This window comes from Pseudoalteromonas sp. TB41, assembly GCF_000497975.1.
In the GTDB taxonomy this organism is placed as follows: Bacteria; Pseudomonadota; Gammaproteobacteria; order Enterobacterales; family Alteromonadaceae; genus Pseudoalteromonas; species Pseudoalteromonas tetraodonis.
The window spans coordinates 153,256-174,597 of sequence record NZ_AUTH01000106.1 but is presented as its reverse complement, the minus strand read 5'-3'; the positions used below and the strand labels follow the sequence as shown (position 1 = coordinate 174,597).

The 21,342-nt window shown below is 40.6% G+C and carries 19 protein-coding genes and 1 pseudogene; 8 read left to right on the top strand and 12 right to left on the bottom strand.

Annotated elements, in window-relative coordinates:
- Window positions 1–102 precede the first annotated feature (102 nt).
- The gene (locus L641_RS0119495; RefSeq protein ID WP_024602858.1) at window positions 103–786 is read right to left on the bottom strand and encodes a type 1 glutamine amidotransferase domain-containing protein; all 684 of its coding nucleotides are present in this window, start codon (window positions 784–786) and stop codon (window positions 103–105) included.
- A gap of 156 nt (window positions 787–942) precedes the next feature.
- Between L641_RS0119495 and L641_RS0119490 the strand changes: the two genes are divergently transcribed.
- Window positions 943–1,860: a LysR family transcriptional regulator gene (locus L641_RS0119490; RefSeq protein WP_024602857.1), complete on the top strand. Its 918-nt coding sequence runs from the start codon at window positions 943–945 to the stop codon at window positions 1,858–1,860.
- Between the two features lie 6 nt (window positions 1,861–1,866).
- On the opposite strand, the gene L641_RS0119485 is transcribed toward L641_RS0119490, so the two are convergent.
- The 4 genes from L641_RS0119485 to L641_RS0119470 form a co-directional block, all read right to left on the bottom strand.
- Window positions 1,867–2,601 carry a dienelactone hydrolase family protein gene (locus tag L641_RS0119485; protein WP_024602856.1) on the bottom strand — a complete coding sequence of 245 codons (735 nt, stop codon included), beginning with the start codon at window positions 2,599–2,601 and terminating at the stop codon, window positions 1,867–1,869.
- A 71-nt stretch (window positions 2,602–2,672) separates the two neighbouring features.
- A complete protein-coding gene (locus tag L641_RS0119480; protein ID WP_024602855.1) occupies window positions 2,673–3,998 on the bottom strand; it encodes a glycerophosphodiester phosphodiesterase family protein in 1,326 nt (441 codons plus the stop codon).
- Window positions 3,999–4,067: 69 nt separating this feature from the next.
- Window positions 4,068–4,922, bottom strand: coding sequence for a carboxylate/amino acid/amine transporter (locus L641_RS0119475; RefSeq protein WP_042849415.1), 855 nt, complete (start codon window positions 4,920–4,922; stop codon window positions 4,068–4,070).
- A gap of 100 nt (window positions 4,923–5,022) precedes the next feature.
- The gene (locus L641_RS0119470) at window positions 5,023–7,158 is read right to left on the bottom strand and encodes a M3 family metallopeptidase (protein ID WP_024602853.1); all 2,136 of its coding nucleotides are present in this window, start codon (window positions 7,156–7,158) and stop codon (window positions 5,023–5,025) included.
- 289 nt (window positions 7,159–7,447) lie between these two features.
- Here L641_RS0119470 and L641_RS0119465 point away from each other — a divergent pair, with 289 nt between their 5' ends.
- The 6 genes from L641_RS0119465 (at window position 7,448) to yegD (ending at window position 14,446) form a co-directional block, all read left to right on the top strand.
- A complete protein-coding gene (locus L641_RS0119465) occupies window positions 7,448–8,320 on the top strand; it encodes a mechanosensitive ion channel domain-containing protein (RefSeq protein ID WP_016899418.1) in 873 nt (290 codons plus the stop codon).
- Window positions 8,321–8,667: 347 nt separating this feature from the next.
- Window positions 8,668–10,956, top strand: a complete 2,289-nt coding sequence (locus tag L641_RS0119460) for a TonB-dependent receptor (RefSeq protein WP_024602852.1) — start codon at window positions 8,668–8,670, stop codon at window positions 10,954–10,956.
- 116 nt (window positions 10,957–11,072) lie between these two features.
- Complete coding sequence (locus L641_RS0119455) at window positions 11,073–11,372, top strand: hypothetical protein (protein WP_024602851.1); 300 nt, start codon at window positions 11,073–11,075, stop codon at window positions 11,370–11,372.
- 96 nt (window positions 11,373–11,468) lie between these two features.
- Window positions 11,469–12,125: an HAD family phosphatase gene (locus L641_RS0119450; protein WP_024602850.1), complete on the top strand. Its 657-nt coding sequence runs from the start codon at window positions 11,469–11,471 to the stop codon at window positions 12,123–12,125.
- A 34-nt stretch (window positions 12,126–12,159) separates the two neighbouring features.
- Window positions 12,160–13,002, top strand: coding sequence for a DNA ligase (locus tag L641_RS0119445; protein ID WP_024602849.1), 843 nt, complete (start codon window positions 12,160–12,162; stop codon window positions 13,000–13,002).
- A 79-nt stretch (window positions 13,003–13,081) separates the two neighbouring features.
- Window positions 13,082–14,446 carry a molecular chaperone gene (gene yegD, locus L641_RS0119440; RefSeq protein WP_024602848.1) on the top strand — a complete coding sequence of 455 codons (1,365 nt, stop codon included), beginning with the start codon at window positions 13,082–13,084 and terminating at the stop codon, window positions 14,444–14,446.
- A gap of 4 nt (window positions 14,447–14,450) precedes the next feature.
- On the opposite strand, the gene L641_RS0119435 is transcribed toward yegD, so the two are convergent.
- The 5 genes and pseudogenes from L641_RS0119435 to L641_RS0119420 form a co-directional block, all read right to left on the bottom strand.
- Window positions 14,451–14,915, bottom strand: a complete 465-nt coding sequence (locus L641_RS0119435; protein ID WP_024602847.1) for a methylglyoxal synthase — start codon at window positions 14,913–14,915, stop codon at window positions 14,451–14,453.
- Window positions 14,916–14,930: 15 nt separating this feature from the next.
- A complete protein-coding gene (locus L641_RS0119430; RefSeq protein ID WP_024602846.1) occupies window positions 14,931–15,563 on the bottom strand; it encodes a LysE family translocator in 633 nt (210 codons plus the stop codon).
- Between the two features lie 145 nt (window positions 15,564–15,708).
- A pseudogene (locus L641_RS22480) lies at window positions 15,709–17,328 on the bottom strand (S8 family serine peptidase).
- Window positions 17,329–17,331: 3 nt separating this feature from the next.
- A complete protein-coding gene (locus L641_RS23675; RefSeq protein WP_249365177.1) occupies window positions 17,332–17,502 on the bottom strand; it encodes a hypothetical protein in 171 nt (56 codons plus the stop codon).
- A 225-nt stretch (window positions 17,503–17,727) separates the two neighbouring features.
- Window positions 17,728–18,903, bottom strand: coding sequence for a multidrug effflux MFS transporter (locus L641_RS0119420; RefSeq protein ID WP_013464448.1), 1,176 nt, complete (start codon window positions 18,901–18,903; stop codon window positions 17,728–17,730).
- A gap of 184 nt (window positions 18,904–19,087) precedes the next feature.
- On the opposite strand from L641_RS0119420, the gene L641_RS0119410 reads away from it, so the two are divergent.
- Window positions 19,088–19,561 (top strand): hotdog fold domain-containing protein, encoded by a 474-nt coding sequence (locus L641_RS0119410; protein WP_016899426.1) that lies wholly within the window; start codon window positions 19,088–19,090, stop codon window positions 19,559–19,561.
- A 77-nt stretch (window positions 19,562–19,638) separates the two neighbouring features.
- Here L641_RS0119410 and L641_RS0119405 read toward each other — a convergent pair whose 3' ends face one another.
- Together L641_RS0119405 and L641_RS0119400 are read right to left on the bottom strand one after the other, a co-directional pair.
- A complete protein-coding gene (locus tag L641_RS0119405; RefSeq protein ID WP_013464451.1) occupies window positions 19,639–20,121 on the bottom strand; it encodes a polymer-forming cytoskeletal protein in 483 nt (160 codons plus the stop codon).
- Entirely contained in the window at window positions 20,111–21,274 is a 1,164-nt protein-coding gene (locus L641_RS0119400; RefSeq protein WP_024602841.1) for a M23 family metallopeptidase, read from the bottom strand. Before L641_RS0119400 ends, L641_RS0119405 begins: the two co-directional genes overlap by 11 nt.
- Between the last annotated feature and the right edge of the window lie 68 nt (window positions 21,275–21,342).

The window sequence follows — 21,342 nt, the reverse complement described above, 5'->3', positions numbered from 1 at the left end:
TTTACCGAAAGTGTTGCCAGTATAGGAATTGTATAAGGTAATGAAAAGCAATTAAAAAAGCACAGCATAAAATGCTGTGCTGATTTGAGTTGTTGGCTGCTATTAACCTAGTTTAGTTAATAGCTTTTTAGCTGCAAGTTCTGAGCTTGCTGGGTTTTGACCGGTGATCAATAAACCATCTTCAAGAGCAAGCACGCCCCAGTCGTCGGTTTTTTGGTAATCGCCACCTTTTTTGATAAGTTCGTCTTCAACTAAAAATGGAACAATGTCAGTAAGTTGTACAGCAGCTTCTTCGCTGTTAGTAAAGCCCGTTACTTTTTTACCGGCGACTAATGCATTGCCATCAGCGTCTTTAACATTTAAAAATACCGCACTTGCATGACACACGCCAGCGACTGGCTTTTGCTCTTTAATAAAGCTTTCAATGAGCGATACAGAATCGGTGTTATCGACTAAATCCCATAAAGGGCCGTGACCACCAGGGTAGAATACGGCGTCATAATCAGAAGAGTTTACTTCGCTTAAAACTTTGGTATTTGCCATCAGTGTTTGTGCACCACTGTCTGCATCGTAACGTTTGGTTGCCTCAGTTTGAAAATCAGCAAGTGTACTAGTTGGGTCAATCGGTGGCTGACCGCCGTTTGGAGAAGCCAATGTCACTTCAATACCTGCATCAACAAATGCGTAATAAGGGGCTGCAAATTCTTCTACCCAAAAACCAGTTTTTTCGCCTGTGTTACCAAGCTCTGCATGTGATGTAAGAACCATTAGTATTTTTTTAGCCATGTAAGGTATTCCTTATGATGATTTAAATTAATTAATCTTGCTTGATAAATACTATATGCACTAAGAGAGCTTTAAACAACGATGATAAATTTAACTTAATTGATTCAATAATTGATACAATAAGAGGGTTGAAGTTAAAACCGCATTGGAGCACCTATGAAAGTCTCGTTTGAACAGTTAAAAAGCATGGTGGTATTTGCACAAATTGTAGAGCAGGGCAGCTTAACTGCAGCGGCAAAACAATTAGGGCTGACCCGTGCTGTAGCGAGTTATCACTTAAAAAAATTAGAAACACAGCTCGAAGTGACGCTACTTAACCGTTCTACCCGCACCATGGCGCTAACCGAAGCCGGAATGGCCTATTATGAGCGTTGCCGTGTTATTACAGAGCAAGCTAATGCCGCTAATCAGCAAATAGAAAATATAAAAAGTGAACCTCAAGGGCTATTAAAAATAAGTTGCCCTGTAAATGTAGGGATGCAGTTAATTGTACCGGCAATAAATACCTTTAAACGTCAGTACCCTAAAATTGATATAGATTTACAGCTCACGGATGACGTTGTGGATATTATTAAGCACGGGTTTGATTTTGCAATTAGAGGGGTTGCACTGCGCGATTCGAACTTACAAGCCACTAAGCTCACCACTATGAGTACCTGTATTTGTGGTGCGCCCGATTATTTTGCGCATTTTGGTAAACCCACCACACCCGATGAGTTGGCAAAGCATCAATGGGTGGTTTATCAATTAAGCAGTAAAACGCTGACCTTACAAAAAGAAGGCAAAAAGGTCGATATTACAATGCAAGGTAGTTTAAGCACCAATAACGCAGCTGCACGCACTGCGTTTGTAGAGGCGGGGCATGGTATTGGTCGTATTCCACTTTACGATGCATGGCCAAAAGTACAAGCGGGTTTGCTGCAAATTATACTTGATGATTATAAAAGCAAAGACATTGAACTTTATGGGGTGTTCCCGCCTGGGGCGGCGGGCTCTAAAAAACTGCGTTTGTTTATTGATTATTTAAAAGCGTATTTTGTAAAGCAACATACCGCATTAGGTATGCTTAAATAATAGCGCTTAAAGCACTCGGTTAAACAAAGCAACGGCTTGTTGATACATGGTGATAGCAAGTGCTGCGTCGTACCGCTCGCCTTCATCACGCATAAAGGCATGTTGCGCGTTCACTTCTTGCCATTGGTAATTAATACCCGTACTAACCGCTTGTTGATAAATTTTGTCGCGACCTTGTTGTGGCACATGGGGGTCTTGTTTTCCCCAAATAAAGTGGATTTCACCTTGTATATCGGCCATACGTTCAAATGAATTATTCCCTTTATGTGCGGGAAGAGTATCGCTATGAATATCAGTGGCATATAAGCAAAAAGCGGCTTTTATTGCGGGGTTTAATGCGGCCCTATAAGCTAAATGCCCACCAATACAAACACCCATTGCACCCACAGAGCCAGTACAATAATCGTGTGTTTGTACAAAGTCGATTAACGCTTGGGTATCGCTGTCGTGAGATTCAAGCGGTTTTGCCCATTTATCGTTATTGCCTTTATCTTTACCCGCATCATCATAAGCAAGCACTGTCCCGATAGGGTTAAGTTCATGAAATACTTCTGGCACAAGTACCACAAAACCATGGCTTGCTAAAATAGCAGCGCTGCGAGCAATCGGTGCGGTTTGCTGAAAAATCTCAGAGTAAAAAATAATGGCTGGGAATTGCCCGTGAGCGTGTGGGCGATAAACCGTGGTGCGCATTAAACCCGTTGGGGTAGGCAAGTCAGCATGGTGGTGTTGGATGATCATAAAAGCGCTCAATTAAATAATATATAAAATATATGGTAACTGAGCGCGATAAAATAAACACGTCTTAAAGTTTAAATACTTGCAGGCATGTTATTACAACTAGCATAGTAACTTACGGTTGCTGGCCAATCGGAAAAGATACCCATTACACCTACGTCTTGCGCTAACACATCAACCACAGTGAACATATCGCCATCGTTATCTATAACATCACTAATTGACTGATAATAATAACCGCCACCTTGTTTTAGAGGGCCTGAGCGCTCAAGACTCCATGCAATGATATTAAGCCCCGCGGCTTTAGCGTCAATGGCATACTGTGAGGGGACAATATTACTGTTGTTATCTATGCTTAATAGCATCCATATGGGTGGCGCAATAATTTTAACGCCGTCGTTTACGAGCTCTGCCATACTTGGCTGCCATGTTGCAGCGTTGTTTGGATCAAACCCTACATTGCTGTCGCGCCCATCTAAATAGACACTCTGCGCTGCAAATTCAGGATTAGTATTAATCCAATATTCTACGTCGGCTAAATTAAATGATTGCGGATACACTCGCGAGGCGGGTACTTCCATTTGCGTGTATTCATCCAGCATTTTTTGTGCGTATTGCGTTTGGGTCATACCGTTAAAAGGCATACTTACTTGAGGGGATTTAAGCTCTGGGGTCATTTTTACTCCCAGCTCTTTAAAGAGTGCAATACTTTGTTTGTGGGTCATGAGTGTACCAGAGGTGGCGTATAAGTCAGTGCGCCAACTGGGTGTACCTTTCATGTAATCGCTAACATTGGTGGCACTGGTGTTTGCGCCATCCATCTTGCCCTCAAGAGTTAAAAATTCTGCCAAACTAATATCACTGGTACAACATTTAGCTGAAGCAGGCGTGCCACTGTTAGAGTTTGCTGGGGTAAATGGTTCACTGCATTTAGCAGCCAATGTTGGAATGGCTAAAATATTGGTGGTGGTGTGCAAGTCGCACTGAGAATGACGACATACTAGCTCTTTATCATTGGTAAAGGTTACATCGCATTCGACAACACCTGCTCCCATACGAGCGGCTGCAATATAAGATTCTTTAGTGTGTTCTGGGTATTGCATGGGAGCACCACGGTGACCAATTGAAAAATCAGTACGGTAAAAAGGACCTTCCTTGCACGATTCTAATTTTGTTTTTAGTGCGCTGCTAGCCATATCGTCAACTAGGTAGTCTGGGCGAGTACCTAGTTGAATATTAGTGCCTTGTGCTACTTCTACAATAACTGGGGTAGGTACTTCAACAATTTCAACCTCAGTGTTGGTAACAACCACTTCTTTTTCGACTATTTTTACATCGTCATCACAGCCAGTAAGTGAGCTTAATAATAAAAAAGTTGTCAGAAAAGGTATGCGCTTCATTATTTGTCCTTAAAAATAAAAGTGGACGCTACCTTACTAATTATTAATGACAATTTCACTACAGAGTGATTAATTTGCTGATTTAGTCATTATTTGGTTTACCACTAAGGCAACCAGCATCACTCCCCCGCCAATGCTTAATCTAAGTAGGTCAGCGTCTCGATTCCAAATAAGCACATTAACAATTATACCGGCAGGAATAAGTAAGTTGTTCATCACCGCCAGCGCACCAACATTGACAAGCGTCGCGCCTTTATTCCACATAAAGTAGCCTAAACCAGAGGCCACAATACCTAAATAAATCAGTATGCCCCATTGAGTTGAGGTACTTGGTAATTTGTTAAGATCACCAAATAAGGCGTAACAGGCGCTTGCAACAATTAGTGCGCCAATAAAAAACCAACCAAATACGGTTTTATCATCGAGTTGTTTATTAAGCATTAATCGTTTGTAGGTTACTTGGCCGATGGCAAAACTAATATTAGCGCCTTGAACCAGTAATAATCCGACTAAAAAGTTACTGTCTAAGTTTTCATAACGAATGGTAATAGCCCCTAACACGGCAATAAACGCGACGATAAAAAACTGCGGATTAAACTGTTTATTTAGCGCATCGTTTAAAAGCGTAATGTAAAGCGGGGTCATTACAGTAAATAATAGCACTTCAGGCACACTTAAAAACAAAAATGAGTGGTAATAAAAGCCATACATAACCCCCAGTTGCAGTGCGCCTATCAGCATGAGTTTACATGCAAGCGGGGTGGGGATTTTCTTTAAAAAAGGCAAAAATACTAACGCTGCTAAAGCCACACGAATTAGCACACTAAACCACGCATCAACTTGGCCTGCTAAATACACACCAATTAAACTAAACGAAAACGCCCAAAGAAGGGTAACTGCAAATAAATAGCCCATAACACTCATCTTGTCTTAAGTAAGGGTGTCAGTTTATCTGTTATATATTGTTCTATAAACAATAAAAGCCCGCAAGCGGGCTTTTATATCAGTTGATTAAAAATATTAATTAATCAACTAAACCACGGCGCTTAAGCAATGCATCAGTCGTTGGTTTTTGGCCTCTAAACTCAATGTAGCTTTGCATTAAGTCACGGCTATTACCTTTTGATAGGATCTCTTTACGGAACTTATCGCCATTTTCGCGCGTTAAGCCACCGTTGTTTTCCATGTGAGCAAACGCATCGGCTGCAAATACTTCAGTCCACAGGTAAGCGTAGTAACCTGCTGAGTAACCACCTGCAAAAGTATGGCTAAAGTAGTTTGATTTATAACGCGGCGGAACAGGGTAGTAATCAATACCATGTGCCTTTAATGCGTCACTTTCAAACTGCTGTACGTCAGTTATTTTCTTATCAGAACCAAATGAATGCCATTCCATATCCAGTAGTGCTGCTGCTAAATATTCAGTGGTACCAAAACCTTGGTTGAACTTTTGCGACTCAAGTACTTTATCAAGTAGTGCTTGAGGAATTGGCTCTCCAGTTTTGTAATGTTTAGCGTAGTTAGCAAGTACCGTTGGTTCAATCATCCAATCTTCGTGTGCTTGTGATGGAAATTCAACAAAGTCACGTGCTGTTGCAGTACCTGCTAGGCTTGGGTATTTAACGTCAGAGAATAAACCGTGTGCCGCATGACCAAACTCGTGGAACATAGTTGATACTTCGTCAAACGTCATGAGCGTTGGCTCGCCTTCAGCCGGCTTTGGAATGTTTTGTGCGTTGTAAATAACAGGTTTAGTGCCTTTTAAGCCGCTTTGGCTTACGTATGCACTCATCCATGCACCACCACGCTTACCTTCACGTGCATATGGGTCCATGTAAAATAAACCAATGGCGCTGCCATCGGCGTTAAATACTTCAAATGCCATTACATCGTCGTGGTAAACCGGCAGGTCTTTACGCTCTTTAAAGGTAATACCGTAAAGTTTTTCCATAGCGAAGAACAAGCCGTTATGGATAACCGACTGCATTTCAAAATAAGGCTTAACTAAGGCTGGATCTAGGTCGTATTTCTCAGCGCGTACTTTTTCTGCGTAGAAAGACCAATCCCATGGTTTAAGTTCAAAGTTTTCACCCGAATCATTAATTACTTTTTGAATTGCTTGTGCTTCTGCTTTCGCTTTTTCAACGGCTTTTGGCGCTAGGTCATCTAAAATACCGTACACGTTATCAGTAGTTTGCGCCATGCGTGAAGTCATTACATAAGAAGCCCAATCTTTAAAGCCTAACAGTTCTGCTTTTTGTGCGCGCAGGTTAGTTTCTTTAATAATGATAGGGCCATTTGTTTTAGCAGCACGATTGGTTGATGCTTTAAAAATTTGCTCACGTAGTTCGCGATTTTCAAGGCTTGCTAAAATAGGTTGTTGCGTGGTGTTAACTAAGGTGATCATGTAGCCATCTTTGCCTGCTTTTTTAGCAGCGGCTGCAAGACCGGCAATTTCACCTTCAGATAAACCCGCTAATTTGCTTTTATCTGTTACTAAAATGACATCTTCTTTAAACGATTTTAATACGTTTTGAGAAAACTCAGTTGATAGTTTTGCAAGCTCTGCGTTGATTTCACGCATTTTTGCTTTTTCAGCATCGTTTAATTTTGCACCGGCTTTTACAAACTGTTTGTAGTAAAAATCGACTAGGCGTTGATCTTCAGCGCTTAACTTATCCTTATTGTCGTATACCGTTTGTACACGTTTAAACAATGCACCATTTAAATAAATGTCATCAGAGTGAGCCGAGAACACAGGCGCCATTTTTTTATCAATGCGTTGGTACTCATCGTTAGAGATAAGACCTGATAAGTTGTAGAATGCAGCTGATGCGCGGTTTAATAACTCACCAGCAAGTTCCATTTCTACCAAGGTATTTTCAAAAGTAGCTGGTTCTGGATTATTGGCAATTGCCAAAATTTCTGCATTATGTTGTGCAATACCTGCATCAAATGCAGCTTCGTATTCAGTGGTACCAAACTTATCAAACTCAGGAGCCATGTATTGTAATGGGCTTGGTTTAAATAATACATTGCTTGCGTTGATATCTTGCACTTGTGCTGTGCTTTGTTGTTTTGTTTCTTGGGTGCTTTCAGAAGAACAGGCAGATAATAAAAGTGCACTAGCAATCGTAGTGGCAATCAGTGTTTTACGCATAATAACTCCATAAAAAATAGTAGCCGAAATAGGCTTTTCGAGTCGAAAACCCAGTTAACTTACCAAATTTTGACTTATATACAACAAAGTTTATCGATTTAAAGCGGGATTTAAACGCAAATTAGGTGATAAAAACTCGGTATGTAAATAAAAAAGTAGAAAAATACAGCAATTATGCAATTAGCTTTAAATTTGTTGCTGCGTATTTAAGCTAACCGCATGCTAAACTTGGGGTATTATTAGCGCATAAAAATAATCGTTTGTGTGCGACCTTACACATGGAAAATCAATGAACTTAGAACAAATTAATCACATTCTCGCCTTTGTATTGTTTAGCTACAACGACATTCACATTACCGTGGCAAAAGTAATTCAAGTGCCGCTAATTTTGTTTACTATGTGGGTTGTGGTGACTCAGATTGGCAAGTTAATTAAAAAGTCATTACTTGCACGAAAAATGAGCCCAGATGCAGTGCATTTATTCACGCGTTTTTATTTTATTTTAAGTATTGCGATTTTACTTTTTACCTCCCTTGAGGTGCTCAACATTCCACTAACCGCATTTGCCTTTGTATCGGGTGCTATTGCCATTGGTGTAGGGTTCGGTGCACAAAATATTATTAATAACTTTATTAGTGGCTGGATATTAATGTGGGAGCGGCCAATCCGTATTGGTGACTTTTTAGAGGTTGGCACTGCAAAAGGGGTGGTTGAAACCATTAATACTCGCTCTACTCGTATTCGCAGGAACGACGGTGTTCATATGCTAATACCCAATAGCCAGTTATTAGAAAACACTGTAACCAACTGGACGCTTATTGACGGTAATGCGCGCTCATCTGTGAGCGTAGGCGTAGCTTATGGCTCTGATGTATTACTGGTTAAAAAGTTAATTCAGCAAGTATTAGATGAACATGAGGCAATATTGGCAACGCCTCAATCAACCGTATTGTTTGATGACTTTGCCGACAGCTCGCTGGTCTTTAATGCTATTTTTTGGGTGTGCGCTGAATCTGAAACTCGCTTAAGACAAGTGCGCAGTGATATTCGCTTTAGTATTTATGAAGTGTTTGAACAACACGATGTGGTGATTGCATTCCCGCAGCGAGATATTCATATTGATGGTGAAATTGCACTGACGCGTTCTTTAGTGAAAAAGTAGTATCTAGAAAGTACCGCTTTATTTATCTATATTTTTTAACAATTCATTGTAAGGACATATGTCCGCTTTTGGCTGTTTAGTTGCTAAAAGTACACTAAAAGTCGGGATAGTGCGCTTAAGTGTTAAAAATAAGTTTATATTTTTAACGCTCAGTATGCGGTAAATTAATTACAGCATGGTATAATCTCGCGCATTCAGTCAGCCTTATTTATGCCGTTTTTGTACTCTCGGTAATAAGGTCCGCGCCGCATAGAGCAAGTCGCGAAAAATTGACTGAATCCGTAATTATGTAATTGCGCAACACATCAACCGTTGAACAAGAGTGCACTAAAAAGGTTAACCCCGACATGAAAGCAATGAAAAGATCTACGTTAGCAACCCTTATCAATGCAACGTTGTTCTCTGCCGTAGCAGGTACTTCAATTTCAGCCCTAGCTGCTGAGCAAGAAACTACTGCTAAGAAGAACCAACTAGAAGTTATTCAAGTAACTGCTCGTAAACGAGTAGAAAACGCTCAAGAAGTACCTGTTGCTGTTTCAGCCCTGCAAGGCGACAGTTTAGATGCTTACAGCTCAGCTGGTATGGATATTCGTTTTATGAATGCGAAAATCCCAAGTTTATCTATTGAATCTTCATTTGGTCGTTCATTCCCACGCTTTTATGTACGTGGTTTAGGTAATACTGATTTCGATTTGAATGCTTCACAGCCTGTGTCACTTGTGGTTGATGAAATTGTACAAGAAAATGCTATTTTAAAAGGTTTCCCTGTATTTGACGTAGCCCGTGTTGAAGTGCTTCGTGGCCCACAAGGTACGTTGTTCGGCCGTAATACGCCTGCTGGTCTAGTTAAATTTGATACCGTTAAACCAAGTCAAGAATTTGAAGGTTATGGCTCTGTATCATATGGTAGCCGTGGCGCAGTTGATTTTGAAGGCGCTGTTGGTGGTTCATTAACAGATCGGTTATCAACACGTGTTTCAGTACTTTGGCAAGATAAAGACGATTACATTGATAATCGTGCACCAGGTTTTGAGCAAAAAGATGCCTTAGGTGGTTACACTGAACAAGCAGCCCGTATTCAATTTTTATATGATGGTGACGATTTCACTGGATTATTTAATTACCATGTTCGTGATTTAGATGGCTCTCCAATTGCCTTTCGTGCTAACACTATCAAGCCTGGCACTAATGACTTAGTTGATGGTTTTGAAAATGATGTGGTTTACCACGATGCCGCATCGCGTGCGACGCAACAAGTGGAATCACAAGGTGCAAGCCTTAAACTTGAGTGGGACTTAGCTAACCACACAGTAACGTCAATCTCTGGTTGGGAAAGTGCAGAAATTTACTCTCGTGCTGACATTGATGGTGGTTACGGTGGATTCTCTATCAATGATGTTCCAGTAGCTATGGGTCCTGGTTTTATTCCTTTTTCTTCAGAAAGTGCTGATGGTATTCCAGACCAAGACCAATACACGCAAGAGTTACGTTTATCAAGCAACTTTGCTGGCGATGTAAATTACCAGGTGGGTGTTTTTTACTTTGATGAAGCACTGACAATTGAAAACTTTAGTTATGATACGGCTAATAATGGCGTATTAAATGGTTTTGTTAGCCAACAGCAAGACACTAAAGCATGGGCTGTGTTTGGCTCAGTTGACTACACCATTACTGATGATTTAAAAGTAACAGCAGGCCTGCGTTACTCTGACGATGAGAAAGAGTTCTCAGCAAATCGTACGCTTAGCCCTGTAGGTGGTGCTGCTACTTACATTGAAAAAAATGTAAGCGATGATCACGTAAGCTGGGATTTATCGGCTAACTACAAAATCAACGATGACGTAAACTGGTATGGTCGTATTGCTAACAGTTTCCGTGCACCGAGTCTTCAAGGTCGTATCTTATTTGGTGATGAAGTAACCGTTGCTGATTCAGAGACTGTTACTTCGTTTGAAACAGGTATTAAATCTGATGTGTTAGATGGCCAAGGCCGTGTTAACGCAACGGTATTTTATTACACCATGGACGACCAACAGCTAACGGCTGTAGGTGGTGGTGCTAACTTTAACCGCTTATTAAATGCTGATAAAACAACTGGCTACGGTTTCGAAATTGATTCTGAGTGGGTGTTAACGGATGAGCTAAATGCCACATTTAACTTAAGCTACAACAAAACCGAGCTTAAAGACAAAGATTTAGCCGTTGCTGTGTGTGCACAATGTACTGTTACTGATCCTACGTTCCAAGTACCAGGCGCATTTGGTCCTGAAGACCGTGCTATTTTAGATGGAAACAGCTTACCGCATGCTCCAGAGTGGATCTCTAACATCACACTTCGTTACACTAAAGAACTCGCTGAAGGTGAATTCTTCACTTACGCTGATGTGTCTTACCGTAGTGAAATTGACTTTTTCTTATATGAATCAGTTGAGTTTGAAGGTAAGCCATTAACAGAAGTAGGCCTACGTGCTGGTTATGCATGGGCACAAGGCGACTACGAATATGAAGTATCAGCATTCGTGCGTAACCTATTTGACGAGCAACAAGCAATTGGTGGTGTTGATTTCAACAACAACACAGCAATGGTTAACGAAGAGCGTTACATTGGTGCTGAATTTAAAGTTAACTTTTTCTAATCGATTAAATTAACGTTAAATTGTATTTAATGACAAAAGCCTACCATGTGTAGGCTTTTTCTATTTTTGTAGAGCTGCTAAAGTAGCGCTCATATGTTTATTAAAGAGAAAAAGTAATGGCTGGATTTTGGAATTACCGTGTAATTTTTTGTGAAGCAACCAAAGATGAAGCGGCGCAATATCAAATACATGAAGTGGAATACAACCTAAATGGTAAAGTAACTAACTGGTCAGAAACGGGGGCAGCGCCGTTTGGTACCACGTTAGATGAGCTAAAAGATGATGCTGAGCGCTTAAAAACCGCATTTGAAAAACCCGTACTTAAAGTGATGCGCAAAGCCCGTGGTTACGAGTTAGTTGATGTAGACACAGGTGAAGACGCTTATGCTGAGCCACCAGCAGGCTTGACCGAGTAACATAAATTAATTAAAGGTGCTTAGGCACCTTTTTTATTATTCAGAGCATAGGCTGATTAGCTAAACAGCTAAACAGCTAAACAACAAGGAGAAAGTATGTCTATTGAAGCGGTATTATTTGATATGGATGGCACGTTAGTTGATTCTGAAAGTGTGCATTATATCTGCTGGAGCCAATTACTTGCGCCTTTTGGTGTGCGTTATGACGAAGATGATTTTTGCCAGCGCTTTTCAGGGCGCCCCACGATTGACGCCGCAAAGGAAATAAAACAAACCCATAACTTGTCTGTGAGTAGTCGCTATTTAGCGGATGAAAAATACCGTTTGTTTAGCAAATTCGTTAAAACCAATTTACCGCCTTTAATGCCTTATGCTGCAGATATTTTATTCGCGGTTAAAGAGCAAGGCTTAAAAATGGCGTTAGTAACAGGCAGCGCACGCCATGAAGCTGAGCCAATACTAAAAGGATTAGGGTTTTATGATTTATTTGATACGGTGGTTACAAAAGACGATGTAACCAATCCAAAGCCTGCCGGTGATCCCTATTTATTAGCACTTAAAAATATGCAGGTCGCTGCAAAAAATGCGATTGCTGTTGAAGATACCTTCACTGGCGTAACAGCAGCAAATAATGCAGCCTTAGCCGTTGTAGCGATTGCTAATAAGCACACCGAGCAGCACGACTTCAGTAAAGCAACACAGCAAATGCATAACCTTGAAGAATTTTGGCAATGGCTTCAATCTCAACTATAGTTTAAGCCATATTTAAATTTGCAAGGATGCAGTAATGGTGATGATTAAAACAACGCTATTTATTTTTTTAACGCTTTTTAGTGCGAGTTTATTAGCGCAATTGCCGCAGGTGCAACTCGCTGATGTTTATGATGAAACTAAGCATAACGATATTCGCCAATATTTGGTGAGTGAAAAGTTTGACGGCGTTAGAGCAATATGGACGGGGAAACAATTTGTTACCCGCCAAGGTAATCCAATTAATCCTCCTAAGTGGTTTACCGCCCCTTTGCCTGATGTTTGGTTAGACGGTGAGTTATGGACCCAGCGGGGTCAATTTTCTGTTCTCAGTGGTATTGTTAGAACAAAAATACCCAACGACTTACTCTGGCAAACAGTGACTTATCAAGTATTTGATATGCCAGATACAAGCACGCCTTTTCATCGTCGCTATCAAAATTACCTGTCACTCATTACTAAGTTAAATAGCTCACATATTAAGGCGGTTAAGCAATATCAATTTAGCGACAATCAGCAACTAAGTGATTACTTTAATGAGATCACCAAACAAGGTGGCGAGGGCGTTATGCTTCATTTAGCAGAGGCTAAGCATACGAGTGGTCGCTCTAGTGCATTGTTAAAACTCAAACCTTATTTGGATGCTGAAGCGCTAGTTATTGAATATTTACCAGGTAAAGGTAAATACACAGGTATGCTCGGGGCATTGCGAGTGCAAACCAAGCAAGGCGTAACCTTTTCTATTGGCACGGGCTTTAGTGATGAAGAACGCAAGCGTCCGCCAGCCATTGGTTCAACAATCACTTATCGATACCACGGATACACTAAAAATGGTTTACCGCGTTTTGCTAGCTTTTTGCGAGAAAGACCCGAAAAATAAAGAGTTTAGGCCAATTCAGTATATATTTTTTAGCAATTATGCTAAATTGCGCGGCCTTTTTGGTAATGTTTGGTGATCTATGTTTGTTGGTTTTGATTATGGTAGTTCTAATTGTGCTATGGGTGTTTTAAACGAAGAGCGTGTTCAGCTTATCCCTTTAGAGCAAGGCAAACATTATCTTCCATCAACTTTATACACTCATCATAGCGCCTTAGTCGTTGATTTTGTTGCGCAGCATTTGCAGGGCTCAGAGCATGAGCATGCCTATAAAACCGCGCGCCAACCCTTGCTTAATACGCTCCCGCGAATTAAATCAGACCTAGACTTACAAGCCGGCGACGACACTCTATTTATTGGCCGTGAGGCAATTAGTGAATATGTACAATTTCCTGAAGAGGGTTATTTTGTAAAATCCCCTAAATCATTTTTTGGCGCAACGGGCTTAAAGCAAGGGCAAATCAATTTTTTTGAAGATATTGCCACAGCAATGATTTTAAAAATAAAACAACGTGCTGAATTATCGTTAGGGTATACGCTGAGCCAAACTGTTATTGGGCGCCCAGTGAATTTTCAAGCGGTCGGTGGTGAGCAGTCAAACCAACAAGCCGTGGGTATTTTAACACGCGCAGCAAACCGAGCAGGCTTTAAAGATGTTGAGTTTTTATATGAGCCACTCGCGGCTGGGATTGATTATGAAAGTGATTTAAAGCAAGACCAAAAAGTATTGGTGATTGATATTGGCGGTGGTACCAGTGACTGCTCATTTGTACAAATGGGGCCAAGCTTTAGAGGAAATAGCCAGCGAGATGCAGACTTTTTAGCACATAGTGGTAAACGTGTTGGCGGAAACGATTTAGATATTGCTTTGAGCTACCATGGTTTAATGCCGTTACTCGGGCTTGGCAGTACGTTTAAATCAGGTTTACCGCTACCTAATCAACCATTTTGGCAAGCTTGTAAAATTAACGATGTGAATTTACAGAGCCAGTTTTATAGTGCTCAGCATTATCGTGAACTCAGTGCGCAGTTACGCGATGTCAGCGCCCCTGAACTTTACAAACGACTTATTCACTTACAGCAAAATAAGCAAGGTCACCAATTAGTTCAACAAGCTGAAGCGGCTAAAATTGCATTAACATCCGCAAATAGTTTTAATTGTGATTTAGCCTTTTTAGATAACTCATTAAGCAAAGATATTTCAGTCGCTGATTTAGCGCTTGCTGTTGACGATAGCATTAGTCAGATTGTTACCTTGGCTAAACAGGCAATTACTGATGCCAATACCACTCCCGATGTGATTTACTTAACGGGAGGAAGTGCACAGTCTCCATTAATTAAAGCAGCGTTGAGTGAGCATTTAGGCAACATAAAAATGGTGAACGGTGATCACTTTGGTAGTGTAACTGCTGGCCTTACTAAATGGGCCAGCATACTTTATAAGTAAGCTACTATAGAGATATTTGTCGGGTTGCGAGGTATTTTTCGTAATCTGGCAATGTTCGCTCAAGCTCTATATCCATTAATGGTGAGCTAAGTAGCATATCGGCACTCACTTCATTACACGCCACAGGAATATTCCACACAGCAGCTAAACGTAGCAGAGCTTTAACATCGGGATCATGAGGTTGCGAGGCTAAAGGGTCCCAAAAAAAGACTAATACATGTATTTCATGCTCCGCTATTTTCGCCCCGAGTTGTTGATCGCCGCCCATAGGGCCACTTAATAATTGAATAACATCAAGCCCTGTTGTTTTCTCTATTAAATGCCCAGTAGTCCCTGTGCCATATAAAGTGTGTTTACTTAGAATGGCCTTATGTTTTTCGCACCATAACTTAAGCGCGGCTTTTTTTCCGTCATGTGCTACTAAGGCTATATTTTTTTGCGCAGGTAGAGATTGTATTTTTTGATCCATGCTGATTCTTATTAGTTAGAGTAATAAATTGATAGCCAAGGCAATAAATACAATGCCTGTGAACCTATCAATCCAAAGCTGGCTATTTGGGTGATTTCTAAAAAATTGAGCTATTTTATCGCCGAAATAAATATACGTGCAGTCAATCGGAAAAGCAAAGATTGGATAAAGTAGCCCAAAAAATGCCAGCTGAAAGGTTGCAGATGACAAGCTAGGGTCAACAAATTGTGGGATAAAAGCAATAAAAAACAAAGCCACCTTAGGATTAAGCACTTCTGTCATCATGGCTTGAAACATGACATTTTTGTTTTTATTGGTTGTAACATGCGGTTTATCGCTTTGCTCACAAGATGGTGGCATAAACGTGCCTTTAAGCATCATAAAACCTAAGTAACATAAATAGGCTGCACCTGCATATTGTACGCTGGCATAGGCTGTTTCAGAGGCTTTTAAAATAGCACTTAAACCGACAACCGCAAAAAATGTATGTACTACGCCACCTAAGGCAAAGCCAAAAGCACTTTGCATACCTGCTTTTCGCCCGTTAGCAAATGTTTGTGCCATTAAAAACGCGTTTGATGGCCCAGGCGCAACGGCCATGAGAAAACTGGCGAGTAAAAATGAGAGCAAAAAGTCAGGGTTGATCATTAAACAGTACGAGAAAGAAGTGATGAGTGATTTTATCAAGCAAATACAAAAATAAAAAGCGGGCATATTGCCCGCTAAGTTGAGGATACTAAGTTGTTATAAAACTAGCCGTTATGCTTTTAAACATAACGAAGTGCTAAATTTATTAAAAACTAACGGTGATATTATTTGAGCACACCGTAGTGCTCAGCGCTTCACATACTTGATATGTATAGATGCCACCCCCTTTAGTATTAATGCTGTCGGTGTAGGCATTATTATTTGCAGTGGTAATGACTTTGCTACCATTGCGGTAGATATCAACTTGGCTTGTTGCTGCGCCATTCCAACTTAAATCAACAAATTTAGTGCCTTTTGATTTGTAACTTGAAGCGCTAAGAGAGATATCATCTACGCCTGGCTCTGGATCAACACCACCAGTATCGCCACCCGCACAGCCGTTTGCTGTAAGGTAAGCATCAGCGTCTGCCGCTTATACAATACCATAGCCAAAGTAATCATCACGACCAGCAGCCCTTTGATCTTGCGCTGTTGCTTTTAACGCATCGCGAATTTCTGTGCCTGTACAGCCGCTATGGTTAGACCATACTAGCGCAGCAATACCTGAAACCGCAGGCGTTGCCATTGACGTTCCACTCATAAAACCATAATCAGTTGCGCCAATATTAATTGTCACGTTTGTACTAGCAACTAATGCGCTACGATCTTCAAATGCAGCGCCTACAGCAGGAATTGAAGTATTGTTGGTATCACCTAGTGTTCGTATAACATGCCGGCTTCATTGTTAATAATAACCGCACCTAAACCGCCTGAGTTTTCACAGTTAGCAACTTTGTCGTAAAATGAAACAACGCCGCGGTCAATCATACATACTTTACCAGCCGCTGCTGGATCAACTGTTTCGCCGGTCCCCATAAAGTAGACACTCGCCGTGACTTGACCTGCATTTTCCATTGCTGATGAATTTTATGCTGTGCCATCGGCTGACATACTCGCTGCTGTAGCCATACCTGCAGGGTAGGTTGATAGCGTATCAACACCACCGGCTGTTACTTCTACACAAATGGTTTCATCGTTTGTTGCACGTTTACCACGACCTGATGAACAACTTGGGAATTGTGAAAAATCAGCAATTTGATTATTGGCATCATTAGCACCAACCATCATTACCCGCGGCAGCAACAACAAGGCCGCCTGCATTAGTAAAGTTAGCAAACGCATTTGATTCTGTACTGTTTGAGTCGCCGCCCCCTAAGCTCATACTAATAATGTTCGCACCTGCTTGAGAACATAAATCTGCTGCTTGAGCCAAGTCAGATGAGTAACCCCAGCCTGATTCGTTAAATACTTTAATAATGTGCATTGCCACACCCGGTGCCATACCTACCACACCAAGGACGTTGTCTGCAGCACCAATTGTACCGGCTACGTGAGTACCATGTGGGCCGCCATTATCAAACCAATTACCGGTGCCACTGTCGTTATCACCGGTGATGTTGCCCCAAATAAAGTCAGGGTTTGATCTATCTAAGCCGGAATCGATAACACAGACTTTCATGCCTGCATTGGCATCAAAAGTTACTTGATCAACCTGTGATTGATAAACGGCATAAGGCGTAATTTGCTGCTGCATTGCATCGCCTACATCATCGTTAAATAATGACATAGGTACACGCTTATGATCTTCTTCAATGAGTTTAATATGTGGGTTGTTGAGTAGGCCTTTTAAGCTACTTAAATCTTGACCAGTAAATTTTGCGGCAATAAATCAATTACCATCTACTTTAATCTCACCACCTAGTTTTTTAGTAAGCGCTTTAACAACACCTTTTTTATTATTATCAACTTGAATGATGAAGCGATCGTTTGCAGCATGGGCAGTTCCGGCTGCACAAATACCAGTAAGAACTAATGCTAAGGCGAGTTTATTCTTTTTCATATTATAATATCCTAGAATTAATTGGTTAACTTTATGTTAACTTAAGCCGGCATTAAAATAATAAAAAGCAAAAAACAAGGTATTTTATCTACAAAAACGAAATTGTTTAACTAAAAATTAATTATTTTCAAACAAAAAATATATACTTTGTTTGGATTAGGGGCGGCTAATCAAGTAGCACCTGAATTAGCCAAAATGAGAGAAGTATTGAAAATGCGTTAGTGGCTAAGCATATTTAGCATAACGAAACAGTAAATAACAAAAAGGAATTAATAATAGAAAGTGCGTACCAATAAGCTCTGGGGTTGATAAGTTTAAGTATTGAGTAATAAAAACCAATAAGCTTGCTCCACTCATTTGCATTGCTCCCAAAAGAGCAGAGGCGGTGCCTGCTTGTTTAGGAAATAAACTCAAAGCACGCCCAGCGGCAGAGCCAAGTGTCAAGGCAAAACCAAATGCTGCAATGAACATAGGGATCATTAATGCCAATGGCGTTTTATATTGGCTTAATAACAACATAAGTAAGCCGGCACTCACTAGCACTAAAAGGCCTATTTTTAAGGCTCTTTTAGGTTGACGTTTAATGTAAATAGGCATAATAAAACTAGCAAGAATACTAAGCACTGCATTGAGCGAGAACCAAAAGGTAAAGTCGGCTACGCTGCCACCTAATTCAGTAATGAGCCAACCGGGAGCCAGTGTTACAAACACCAATATGGCTGACATAGTGACCATACATAACAAGCTATTAAATAAAAATAATGGAGTTGAAATGATGGGGAAAAAGCGTCTTAAATCTAAAATATGCCCCTGGTAATGACTGTCTGCTGGTCGTGTTTCCCTAAACAAGAATAAGGTGACAATAAACCCCAGTAATGCAAAACCGGTTAAAAATAGAAAGTTCATTTGCCAACCAAACTGTACGGTTAGCCAAGCACCTAAAATGGGCGCTAATGCTGGAATAAAGCAAACGATACCGTTTAGATAGGTAATTATTTGGCCACTGCGTTCACTACCAAACTTATCTCTTACTATTGCAAAAGCGACAACAAAGGTAGCGCACGCGCCTAACCCTTGAATAGCACGAGCAAACATCAGTACTAAAAAGCTAGGAGCATAATATGCACCCAATGCCGCCAGTCCATACAAAGCGACCCCAGTTAAGGCAACGGGCTTTCTGCCAAAACGATCAGCGAGTGGACCTGCAATTAATTGCCCTAAACCAACAGTAAGCATAAAAATAGCCACCGTTTGCTGTACTTGCTTTTCGCTCACTGAGAATTGCTCTGCGATAGTGGGAAAGGCAGGCAGGTAAATATCAATGCCCATCGGACAAAAAATGACGAGTAACGCTAAGATAAGTAATAAAGTAAAATTGGGTTTAGCGGGCTGTGTATGCATCAGGTCTCCTTTTGTCGGTATTTTAAGTGGCGACTGATGAAAAAGAAAGGGCTTATGGCCGATGTATCAGCCAAGTTACCTACTTTTAACCTTATTATGATTATTTTTGTTTAAGTATCACACTTCTTTAAACTGATCCGATGTGTTAATTTGCTTTTTAAGCAAAGACAATGGAAAAATAATAATGAGTAATGAGTCTGCATTAATTAAAACATGGCATAAATTTAAAAAGTGGCCATGCGGTAACTGGCTTTTCAGTAAAGCCGTGTGTTTCAAGGCACCTTATTTTGGCTCTATGAAACCCACTATTTTAGATTTAAAAGCAGGGCACTGTAGTGCTGTGGTTAAAAACACACGCCGTGTACATAATCATATTGGAACAATTCATGCGATTGCTCAATGTAATTTGGCTGAGCTGTGTGCGGGAGTGATGGTGGATGCGACGGTACCGTATAAAACACACCGTTGGATACCTAAAGGTATGACAGTACAATATTTAGCTAAAGTAGACACAGACGTTACCGCGATTGCTGAAATTGAGTTACCTCATCAATGGATTGATAAAGAAGATTTAGTGGTGCCGGTAAAGCTTTACAATACCCGAAATGAGTTGGTGTTTACTGCAGATATAACCATGTACATCACAAAGAAGAAGTAATTGCTAAATTATATTTTTTATATAAAGCATTAAAAACAATGGTTTAGTTTATTGACTAAACCATTTTTTGTTCAGGTTTAACTTTTTGCAGTAGACGACTTGTTTACAAACGAAAGGCCACTGTCTTCATTATCAACAATGGCTTTTACATCGTTAACCGGTTTTGGTTTATCTTTAGCATGCTCAATGACTTCTTTTTCAAAGCGCTGCTTTAAACTACCTTCAATAATCGCACCGGCTTCTATGCTTAGTGTGTCATGAAAAATATCGCCAAGTACATGGGCATTATTTTCGATCTTCACTTCGCTTGCATTTAAAGAGCCTATGATTTTACCTTTAACAACAACGCTGCTCGCCTCAACAACGCCTTCAACAACACCGGAGGAGCCGATAACTAAATGCTCAGCTTTAATATCACCGTCAATACGTCCATCGAGTTGCACTTCACCTTGGCTAACTAAAGAGCCTGTAATACGCACATCGTTAGAAATAATTGAGGGAGTATGACTCACTCGCTTGATTGATGAGTCCGTTTTTGCTTGTTTATTTTTACCAAACACGAGAAAGCGCCTTTGTTATTTTTAGTGGATTGACATGCTTGTCGTCTATTAATACTTCATAGTGTAAATGAGTACTTGTACTTCTTCCGGTACTGCCCATTAAACCAATGACATCATGCTTTGCAACAACTTGGCCTTTTTTAACATTAACTTTGTTTAAGTGACCAAAGCGCGTTACAACGCCATTTTTATGTTCTAATTCAATAAAGTTACCATAACCACCATTGCGCCCAGCTCGGCGTACCGTTGCATCGGCAGGGGCAAAAATTTCTGTTTTATGCCAGCCAGCTAAATCAACGCCTTTATGAAATGCGCGTCTTTTATTCATGGGATCTTTTCGAAGCCCAAAGTTGCTCGAAATATAATATTTTGCGGCAGGTAAGGGTAATGTGTTCGGCAAGTCGGTTAAAAAGTTTTCTAGCTGATTTAAAACAAGCAACTTATCGGCAATAGCTAAAAATGTATTGGGTATTTTACTTTCATCAAGTATGTCCAGCGGGCCACCTTGCGCCGTTGTTTGTGCCGCTAATGCGAGGTGCTGTGCAAGTGCATTTTCGAGACCTGTGTCTTGCAATATCTCTAAAATAGCGTCGTGCCGTTGATTAATTTGCGCAGCTAATAAGGTAAAATTAGTATCGTATTGCTGATTTAGTAAAGTATAGCGCTGCTCAAAACTGGTGGCGCTATTATGGGCATGTTTGTTTTGTGACTTGTCATCTTCGAGCGGCTCATGGAATTCGCTCTCACTCTCATTTATAGGGGAGGAGTCAAGCTCACCCTCTAATTTAATGGCGTCTTTGCTAATAGAAGCAGGCAATGATTCAATCATACCTTGTAATAAAGCTTGTTTTTGTTCTAGTTCAGCTAACTGTTCTTGTTGTAATGCATAGCGTTGCTGCTGCTGCTTTACTTTTTGTTGCCACTGCGCTTGCTTATCAAGTTGAGTTTGTTCGATATGAGATATTTGGTGTGTTTGCATATACACACGAATACTAGAGACACTCATCCACACAATAGCGGTGATAATAATAGCGAGTACAGAAACTTGTAACCATGGTGCCAAAACCACATGCTTTACTTCGCCATTTTGGCGAATAAGCAGCTGGCGAGCTGGGAAGTTTTTATGAAAAAAAGATTTTATGAATACAGACATGTCACATATTTACTGGCTATTAACGGATTCAAGATAGCAATTTCAACTAAAAAAGCCAGAAAAAAATT

What these genes read in the sequence shown, in the direction of transcription:
- L641_RS0119420 (WP_013464448.1), bottom strand. Translation starts at nt 18,903, where the DNA reads ATGCATACACAGCCCGCTAAACCCAATTTTACTTTATTACTTATCTTA.
- L641_RS0119430 (WP_024602846.1), bottom strand. Translation starts at nt 15,563, where the DNA reads ATGATCAACCCTGACTTTTTGCTCTCATTTTTACTCGCCAGTTTTCTC.
- L641_RS0119445 (WP_024602849.1), top strand. Translation starts at nt 12,160, where the DNA reads ATGGTGATGATTAAAACAACGCTATTTATTTTTTTAACGCTTTTTAGT.
- L641_RS0119475 (WP_042849415.1), bottom strand. Translation starts at nt 4,922, where the DNA reads ATGAGTGTTATGGGCTATTTATTTGCAGTTACCCTTCTTTGGGCGTTT.
- L641_RS0119480 (WP_024602855.1), bottom strand. Translation starts at nt 3,998, where the DNA reads ATGAAGCGCATACCTTTTCTGACAACTTTTTTATTATTAAGCTCACTT.
- yegD (WP_024602848.1), top strand. Translation starts at nt 13,082, where the DNA reads ATGTTTGTTGGTTTTGATTATGGTAGTTCTAATTGTGCTATGGGTGTT.
- L641_RS23675 (WP_249365177.1), bottom strand. Translation starts at nt 17,502, where the DNA reads ATGAAAAAGAATAAACTCGCCTTAGCATTAGTTCTTACTGGTATTTGT.
- L641_RS0119450 (WP_024602850.1), top strand. Translation starts at nt 11,469, where the DNA reads ATGTCTATTGAAGCGGTATTATTTGATATGGATGGCACGTTAGTTGAT.
- L641_RS0119435 (WP_024602847.1), bottom strand. Translation starts at nt 14,915, where the DNA reads ATGGATCAAAAAATACAATCTCTACCTGCGCAAAAAAATATAGCCTTA.
- L641_RS0119410 (WP_016899426.1), top strand. Translation starts at nt 19,088, where the DNA reads ATGAGTAATGAGTCTGCATTAATTAAAACATGGCATAAATTTAAAAAG.
- L641_RS0119470 (WP_024602853.1), bottom strand. Translation starts at nt 7,158, where the DNA reads ATGCGTAAAACACTGATTGCCACTACGATTGCTAGTGCACTTTTATTA.
- L641_RS0119455 (WP_024602851.1), top strand. Translation starts at nt 11,073, where the DNA reads ATGGCTGGATTTTGGAATTACCGTGTAATTTTTTGTGAAGCAACCAAA.
- L641_RS0119465 (WP_016899418.1), top strand. Translation starts at nt 7,448, where the DNA reads ATGAACTTAGAACAAATTAATCACATTCTCGCCTTTGTATTGTTTAGC.
- L641_RS0119490 (WP_024602857.1), top strand. Translation starts at nt 943, where the DNA reads ATGAAAGTCTCGTTTGAACAGTTAAAAAGCATGGTGGTATTTGCACAA.
- L641_RS0119485 (WP_024602856.1), bottom strand. Translation starts at nt 2,601, where the DNA reads ATGATCATCCAACACCACCATGCTGACTTGCCTACCCCAACGGGTTTA.
- L641_RS0119400 (WP_024602841.1), bottom strand. Translation starts at nt 21,274, where the DNA reads ATGTCTGTATTCATAAAATCTTTTTTTCATAAAAACTTCCCAGCTCGC.
- L641_RS0119495 (WP_024602858.1), bottom strand. Translation starts at nt 786, where the DNA reads ATGGCTAAAAAAATACTAATGGTTCTTACATCACATGCAGAGCTTGGT.
- L641_RS0119460 (WP_024602852.1), top strand. Translation starts at nt 8,668, where the DNA reads ATGAAAGCAATGAAAAGATCTACGTTAGCAACCCTTATCAATGCAACG.